6 protein-coding genes are annotated in these 7,315 nt (G+C 73.6%); all 6 read right to left on the bottom strand.

All coding sequences use genetic code 11. The annotated features are described in order from the left end of the window. Nucleotides 1-15: 15 nt before the first annotated feature. The 6 genes from CP973_RS37885 to CP973_RS37910 all read right to left on the bottom strand — a co-directional run bounded on the left by CP973_RS37885 (nucleotide 16) and on the right by CP973_RS37910 (nucleotide 7,255). Nucleotides 16-1,503 carry an L-lactate permease gene (locus tag CP973_RS37885; RefSeq protein ID WP_150249123.1) on the bottom strand — a complete coding sequence of 496 codons (1,488 nt, stop codon included), beginning with the start codon at nucleotides 1,501-1,503 and terminating at the stop codon, nucleotides 16-18. Nucleotides 1,504-1,725: 222 nt separating this feature from the next. Next, a complete protein-coding gene (locus CP973_RS37890; protein ID WP_167538590.1) occupies nucleotides 1,726-2,562 on the bottom strand; it encodes an AraC family transcriptional regulator in 837 nt (278 codons plus the stop codon). Between the two features lie 218 nt (nucleotides 2,563-2,780). Then, entirely contained in the window at nucleotides 2,781-3,899 is a 1,119-nt protein-coding gene (locus tag CP973_RS37895; protein ID WP_208853378.1) for a zinc-binding dehydrogenase, read from the bottom strand. Beyond that, nucleotides 3,896-4,708 (bottom strand): phytanoyl-CoA dioxygenase family protein, encoded by an 813-nt coding sequence (locus tag CP973_RS37900; protein WP_150249128.1) that lies wholly within the window; start codon nucleotides 4,706-4,708, stop codon nucleotides 3,896-3,898. Before CP973_RS37900 ends, CP973_RS37895 begins: the two co-directional genes overlap by 4 nt. 59 nt (nucleotides 4,709-4,767) lie before the next feature. After that, nucleotides 4,768-5,508 (bottom strand): SDR family NAD(P)-dependent oxidoreductase, encoded by a 741-nt coding sequence (locus CP973_RS37905; protein ID WP_150249131.1) that lies wholly within the window; start codon nucleotides 5,506-5,508, stop codon nucleotides 4,768-4,770. 88 nt (nucleotides 5,509-5,596) lie between these two features. Then, nucleotides 5,597-7,255 carry an amidase gene (locus CP973_RS37910; protein WP_150249134.1) on the bottom strand — a complete coding sequence of 553 codons (1,659 nt, stop codon included), beginning with the start codon at nucleotides 7,253-7,255 and terminating at the stop codon, nucleotides 5,597-5,599. Between the last annotated feature and the right edge of the window lie 60 nt (nucleotides 7,256-7,315).

Genomic DNA, 7,315 nt, shown 5'->3' on the forward strand with positions numbered 1-7,315 from the left:
CCCCGCCACGCGGCCTCACGCGCTCACGACCACGAACACGGCGGTGGCCGCCAGAGCCGCGTACACCGCCGCCGCCACCCGCAGGCCGAAGCGCAGCAGGGTGTGCTCCGCCAAGCCCGCGTTCCCGGCACGGTCGCCCGCCACCGCCAGGATGAGCATGATCATCGGTAGCGAGGTGAAGACGGCGTGGCCCGCCGCGCTGTTCTGGAGGGCCGCGAACCATACGTCGAGCCCGGCCCCACCCGGTGCGAGGCGCTGCTGAAGGGGCATCATCAGCGCGTTGCCGCCGACGTTCGAGCCGGTGATGAAGCCGCTGAGCATGCCGAGCGCGGGGGCGGCGAGCGCGATGACCAGCGGCGGCGCCGCGGCCACCGCCGCGCCCAGCGCCCCGATCATGCCGCTGTCCACCATCAGCCGACCGAGCAGCACGAACCCGGCCAGTGCGAGCAGCGGCCGCCCCGCACGGGTCAACGCGGCGCGGACGTCCGGGACATGGGCCCGGCCACGGTCCAGCAGCAGGGCGGCGGCCAGCAGGGGCAGCCCGGGCGAGGACAGCAGCGCGAAGCTCGAATTCCCCACGTGCAGCGCCAGCGGGGGCACGCCCACCGCCGCCGCCAGGCGCGTCAGCGCGATGCCGCCGAGAACCAGGCCGTACGCGTGCAGGACGGCGCGCGGCGGCAGGAGCCGGCCGGCCGGTTCGGTGCCGGTGCCCGAACCGGTGCCGGTGCCCCTGCCGGTGCGTGCCCTTCGTACGGCGCACACCGTCAGCCCCAGCGCCGTGGTGACCAACCCCGCCAGCACACCCGCCGGTTGCACCACTCCCGCCCGGTTCAGCACCAGCAGCCCGAGGGAAAGCGCCACGCCCGAGGCGAACGCCACGGCGGCGGTACGCAGACGGCGCCGCGGCCGGGCCAGCAGCGCGGCCCACACGGTCACCAGCGGGAAGACCAGACCGCTGGTGACCGCGGTGGCGCCGCCCAGGGTGGCCGGGTCGGTGGCCGTGAGCGCGGCGCCGATGACGGTGGCGAGGCCGAGGGTGCCCCACGGCATGATGTTCATGCCGAGCATGGCCTGCCGCAGCGCGGTCGCGGGTGGTGCGAGGGCGAGCAGCACCGGCACGGTGACCAGCAGCGACACCCCGAATCCGGTGAGCGCCTCGACCGTGGGGGCGATGCCCGCCACCACCAGCGCGATCTTCGCGGGACCCGGCAGCGGCAGCCCGCGTACCCACTCCCGCAAGGACCGGTGCACCTCCCGGCGCGTGAGCACCTGGCTGAGGTACACGCCGGGCAGCATCACCGCGGCGGCGTTGAGCACCAGCAGCCCCGCCTCCCCGGCGCCGGTGACCAGGACATCGCCCGGCAGGGTGAAGTCCGGCAGCCACCAGATCAGCAGCAGCGCCAGCCCGGCGCCCGCGGCCGCCGCCCAGTGCGCCGGGCGGCGCAGCCCTGTGATCATTCCCAGCACCATGACGAGCGGGGAAACCGCTATCGCCCACACCATCGCTGAAGTCGCCTTTCGTCTCTCGCGTCGTCTCTCGCGACACGGCGGTTCCAGCCTCACGGGGCGACCGGTGATCGTCTTGAACGAAAGTCGGGGCCCGGGGGCGGGCCGATGGAGGGGCGGCGCCCGGTTCAGGGGCGAATCGCTACGGGTCCGGGGGGGGATCGCACCCGACTCAGGGCGGGGCGAATCGTTCTCGCCTCAGGGCGAATCCCGCCCGGCTCAGGCCGGACCAGGCCCCGGCTCAGGCCGGATCGCTCCCGGCGTCACGCCGAAGTACCGCTTGAAGACACGCGTCAGATGGGCCTGATCGGCGAAGCCCGCGGCCGTCGCCACCTCCGCCGGACGCCGGCCCGTCAGCAGCAGGCGGCGGGCGCGGTTGGCGCGCAGGCGCAGCAGATAGGCGTGCGGCGGAAGCCCGTACGCCTGGCGGAAGGCGGTGATGAGCGAGGCCCGCGGCATGCCCGTGGCGGCGCTCAGCTCCGCGACGGTGACGGGCTCGGCCCACCGGTCGTGCAGCACCTGCCGTGCCAGGTCCGGGCCGCGCCGCCCGCCGTGCGGGGTCCCGGCGGCCCTCGGGCCGGTACGGGCGTGCCCGCGGAGCACCGCGGTGAGGCCGTCGAGCAGCAGGGACTCCGCGGTGAGCGGGTCCCCGTCGTGTTCCTGCTCCTGGTGGACGCGGCGCAGCCGGGCGAAGAGCGCGGCGTCCCGTACGGCGGTGTCGGTGAACCAGACGTCCGCGGCGCCCAGGTGGGCCCGGGCCAGTTCGGCGACCAGGGACGTGTCGAAGTAGAACATCCGGTACCGCCAGCCGGACTCCTCGGCGGCGAAACCGGTGTGCACCTGGCCGGGGTTGAGGACGACCAGGTGTCCGGCGGGGATCACCACCGTGCCGCCGGGCGTGCGCAGTCCCTCGGCGCCCTGCTCGATGACGCCGACGGCGAGCTGCTCGTGGGTGTGCCGGTCGAAGGAGAAGCGCCGGAAACGCGCGGCGAGCAGTTCGACCTGCCCGCTCCCGGCCGCGGTCCACAACCGGGCGTGCTCCCCCTCCGTGACCATGCGGGCATGGTCACAGACGGGCGGGCGGCGGCGTAGGGCCTGGCTCACATCCTCCGTACGGCAGGCGGGGCGGGCTCCGGCCGTCAGCGCAGCCGTGTGACGCCCGTGTCCCCGTCGCCGCGGGGAAGTCGCCGGCCGTCGTCCTGGCATGGCGGCCGCGGAACGCGGAAAGCCCAGCTCAGGCCATGACTGAGCTGGGACTGTCCGGTGCCGTGGGGTCAGCTGGCGAGGACCGCCTTGATCACCGTTCCTTCGGCGACGGCCGCCAGCGCCGCGGCGTGCTCGTCCAGCGGATACGACGTCACCAGATCGCGCAGGCCGAAGCGCGCGGTGAGGGCCGGGAGCAGCTTCACGTACTCGGCCAGGTGGGCGCCGGTGAAGGCCCAGGAGCCGACCACGTCGAGCTGGCGGTACACGATCTGGTGCGGGTTGAGGAGGGTGTCGCCCGCGTCCGTGTACTGGCCGATGATGAGGTAGGAGCCTCCTCTGCGGGCGAGCCGCAGCCCCTGCGCGACGGCGTTGGGCACACCGGCGCACTCGATGACCAGGTCGGCCCCGTCCCCGCCGGTCGCCGTCCGCACCTGGTCCAGGAGCTGGTCGGGGTCCTCGGCGTCGGCGATGTTCAGGTGGACGTCGCCGATGCCCGCCGCCGCGGCGGCCTCCAGCCGGCCCGCGGGCCCGCCGACAATGATCACCTTCGACGCGCCCGCGAGGTGGCTCAGCGCCGCCGCCGCGAGCCCGACCGGGCCGCTGCCCTGGACGACGACGACCTCGCCGAGGCGGACCGGGCGCCGCTCGTACAGCGCGTGGACGACGGTGGGGCCGGCACAGGCCAGCGACATCGCGGCCAGCGGGTCGATGCCGTCGTCGAGGCGCACGACGGTGGTGCCCGCGCGCAGGGCGATCTGCTGCGCCCAGGCCCCGTTCAGGCCCGGCCCGTCGTCCAGTGAGCGGTTGACCCCGTAGGTGCGGCGGTTTTGGCACAGGGTGGGCTCGCGGTGCTGGGCGCAGGGGACGCACCGGCCGCAGGCGATGGACGAGGCCCACATCACGGTGTCTCCCGGCCGCAGTGCGGCGCCGGCCGAGTCGTGGGTGACGCCTTCGGCCAGTTCCCGTACGGTGCCCAGGCCCTCGTGGCCGAGGACCAGGGGCGTGGGGATGTCCAGGTGCCCTTCCCGCAGGTGCAGGTCCGTGCCGCAGATCCCGCCGTAGGCGCAGTCCACGGTCATGCCGCCCTCGGGAGGCGACGGGATGCCGAACTCGCGCACCGTCAGCGGTTCGCCGAACTCTTCCAGCACGACCGCCCGGCTCCGCGCGGCGTCTCGCGTCCCGCTCACGCCGCCACCGCCCCGAACTCGCCGAGGAAGGAGGATTCGAGGCTGCGCAGCGGCCGGGTGTCGCGGCAGACGACGTACTCGGGGCGCGGAGCGCCCTGCCCCGTGGGGACGTTCGCGCAGTCGTTGTAGGTGGCGATGAGGAGCCGGCGCGGGAACGGCGACATGTTCGGCGCGGAGCCGTGCACGATCTCCGGGGAGAAGAGGACCACGGAGCCGGCCGGGCCCTTCGGGCTCACCATGCCGCTGCGCTCGGTGAGCTCGGCGAGCTGCGGCGCGGTGAGCGAGATGTCGTCGGGGTCGAGGTGCTGTTCCGACTTGGCGGAGGCGTCGCGGTCGTCGCGCACGAGCCCGGCGCGGTGCGAGCCGGGAAGGTAGATGACGGGGCCGTTGAACTCGTCCACGTCGTCGAGGAACAGGCCGACGTTGATCAGGCGCGGGGCCGGCAGCCCGTCGGCGATCCGCCAGGCGGCGTAGTCCTGGTGCCAGGACCACTTCTCGCCGCCGAAGGCGGGCTTGGTGTTGATCTTGAACTGGTAGACGTAGACGTCGTCCGTCAGCAGTTGCCTGGCCGGTTCCAGGATGCGCGGGTCCCGCATCAGCGCGGCGAACTCCGGCTGCCGGTGGTGCGAGGCGTAGACGGCCCGGACCTCGTCGCTCCCCTCCTCCAGGATGAGCTGGGGGCCGGGGACGGCGCAGTCCCGCTGAAGCGCCTCGCGCAGGCGGTCCGTTTCCCGCTGGTCCAGCAGGGACTCGAAGAACAGGAAACCGCTTTCGCGGTATGCGTCGATCTGCTGCTGCGTCAGTTGCATTCTTGTCGCTTCCTCACTTACTCGTTTCACGGAACCGGACGCCATCGGACCCATCGGCCTCAGCCCATGAAATGACCGCCGTCCACGATCAGTTGCTGGCCGGTGATGTAGGAACTGCCGGAGGTGACCAGGAACTCCAGCGCGTCCGCGATGTCCGCGGTCGCGCCGATGCGGTTCCGTGGAATGCCGCGCACGATCGCCTCCCGTTTCTCCGGTACGTCCAGGCCGTACCGCTCGGTCACCTCGGGGGTGTCGGTGAAGCCGGGGATCAGGGCGTTGACGCGGACCGCCGGGGCGAGTTCCAGCGCCAGGCACTTGGTCAGCTGCAGCAGCCCGGCCTTGCTGGCGCAGTAGTTGGCGCCGTCGCGGCGGGGCCGGATCGCCGTCGTCGAGCCGATGTTGACGATCGTGCCGCGGCCGGCGGCGACCATCGCGGGGGCGAGGGCGCGGCACATCCGGAAGGGGCCGGACAGGTTCGTGGCCAGCACCTCGTCCCAGTCCTCGTCGGTGAGCTCGGCGAAGGGGCGGTCCCGGTTGCGGCCCGCGTTGTTGACCAGCACCTCGGGAGCGCCGTGCTCGTCCAGGACGCGGCGGCAGCCCTCGCGTACCGACGCCGCGTCCGCCACGTCGAGGCACAGCGCCTCGATACGGCCCGCACCCGCGTCCTCCGCTTGCCGGGCCGCTTCCTTGTCGTTCCGGTAGAGGGCGATCACCCGGTATCCGAGCGCGGTGAGCCGGAGGCTCAGGGCCAGTCCGATGCCCCGGGTGCCGCCGCTCACGACCGCTGTGTGGGAAGTCATGGAGATCACCGCCAGTACTGGAGAGAGCCGTCGTCGTGCCGCCGCGCCTGCATGGCGCCGCGCTGGTGCCCCGTGCCCTGCGGAGGGTTCACAGTCCGACGCTCGCCGGTGTGAAGGCCGGGGCACGCCGGACCGGGTGGGCGGATTCGAAGGCGTGCGCGAAGCGGAGCAAGGCGGGTTCGCTCCACGCCGGGCCGGCGAAGGTGACTCCCACCGGCAGCCCGTGGACGAAACCGGCCGGCACGCTGATCGCCGGGTAGCCGGCGTAGCCCACGGCGAGGGCGCTGCCCATGATCGGGGGGTCGCCGTTGATCATGTCGATCTTCCAGGACGGCGCGCCGGTCGGCATCAGCAGCGCGTCCACCCGGTGCTTCCGCAGCGCCGCGTCGACGCCCTCGTCCCTGGCCACCCGGCGCACCGTGGTGACCGCCTCCTTGTACGCGGCGTCCGACGGCGTGCCCGGGTAGGCGGCCAGCATTTCCAGCACGCTCTGCCCGAAGTACTCCAACTCGGTGTCCGCGTGCGCCTTGTTGTACGCGATCAGCTCGGCCAGGCTGCGCGGATGCGTCCCCGGCGTCCGGGCCAGGTACTGCTCGAAGTCATGCTTCATCTCGGTCAGCTGGAGCGTGAGCGCCGCCTGGAAATTCCCCGTCAGCTGCTGGGCGGTGGGGATGTCGGCGTGGTCGACGACCGTCGCGCCCGCGTCCTTGAGCACCTCGACGGCCTGTGCCAGCACGCTGTCGGCGTGCGGGCTGTAGCCGGTGAAGACCTCCCGGACGACGCCGATCCGGGCGCCGCGCAGACCACCCGGCTTGAGGCAGGGGGTGTAGTCCCGGAGGAAGTGGCCTTCGCTCGCCGCGGTGGCCGCGTCGGTGGGATCGACCCCCGTGAGCACGCCCAGCAGCAGCGCCGCGTCGGCCACGGTGCGGCACAGCGGTCCGATCGTGTCGAAGCTGCGGGCGCCGGGGAACATGCCGGTGCGGCTGGTGAGCCCGGTCGTGGGCCGGAGGCCGACCACACCGTTGGCGCCCGCGGGTCCCAGGATCGAGCCGATCGTCTCGGTCCCGACGGCTCCGGCGCACAGCCCGGCCGCGGTGGCCACCGCGGGGCCCGCGCTGGAGCCGTTCGGCGAACGGTCGAGCTTGTACGGGTTGCGGGTCTGGCCGCCCCGCTGGCTGTAGCCGCTCGACCCGCTGACCGGCGAGGTCAGGTTGCCCTTGCCGAGCGGCACGGCGCCGGCCGCCCGCAGCCGGGCGACCACCGTGGCGTCCTGCGCGGGACGGACGCCCAGCAGGGCCCGCAGGCCGCTGCTGGTGTGCGTCTTGTCCGCGGTGCCGATGTTGTCCTTGATCAGCAGCGGGATGCCGTGCAGCGGTCCGCGGAGCTTGCCCGCGCGGCGTTCCGCGTCCAGCGTGGCGGCGAGTTCGAGGGCGTCCGGGTTGGTCTCCAGGACGGCGTGCAGGGCCGGTCCCCGGTGGTTCAGTTCGGCTATCCGGTCCAGGTAGAACCGCGTCAGCGCCACCGAGGTGAGCTTCCCGCCGGCCAGCCGGTCCCGCAGCTCGGTGAGGCTCGCCTCGTGCAGCCCGCCGTCCCCGCCGGCCGTGGCGGGCGGACGGACGGCGGGCGCGCCGGCGGCCCGTGCCCGGGGCGCGGAGAGACCCAGCAGGGCCGGGGCCGCGGCCGCGCCGAGGCCGAGGAGCCTGCGGCGGTGCAGGCCGGCTGTGTCGGAAAGGGGTGTCCCGTCCATGGTCTCGCTCTCGGGATCGGGTATCGGCGGGTGGCCAGGACCGTATGGGGGCGCGGTTTT

It is taken from the genome of Streptomyces albofaciens JCM 4342 (genome assembly GCF_008634025.1).
GTDB classification, from domain to species: Bacteria; Actinomycetota; Actinomycetes; order Streptomycetales; family Streptomycetaceae; genus Streptomyces; species Streptomyces albofaciens.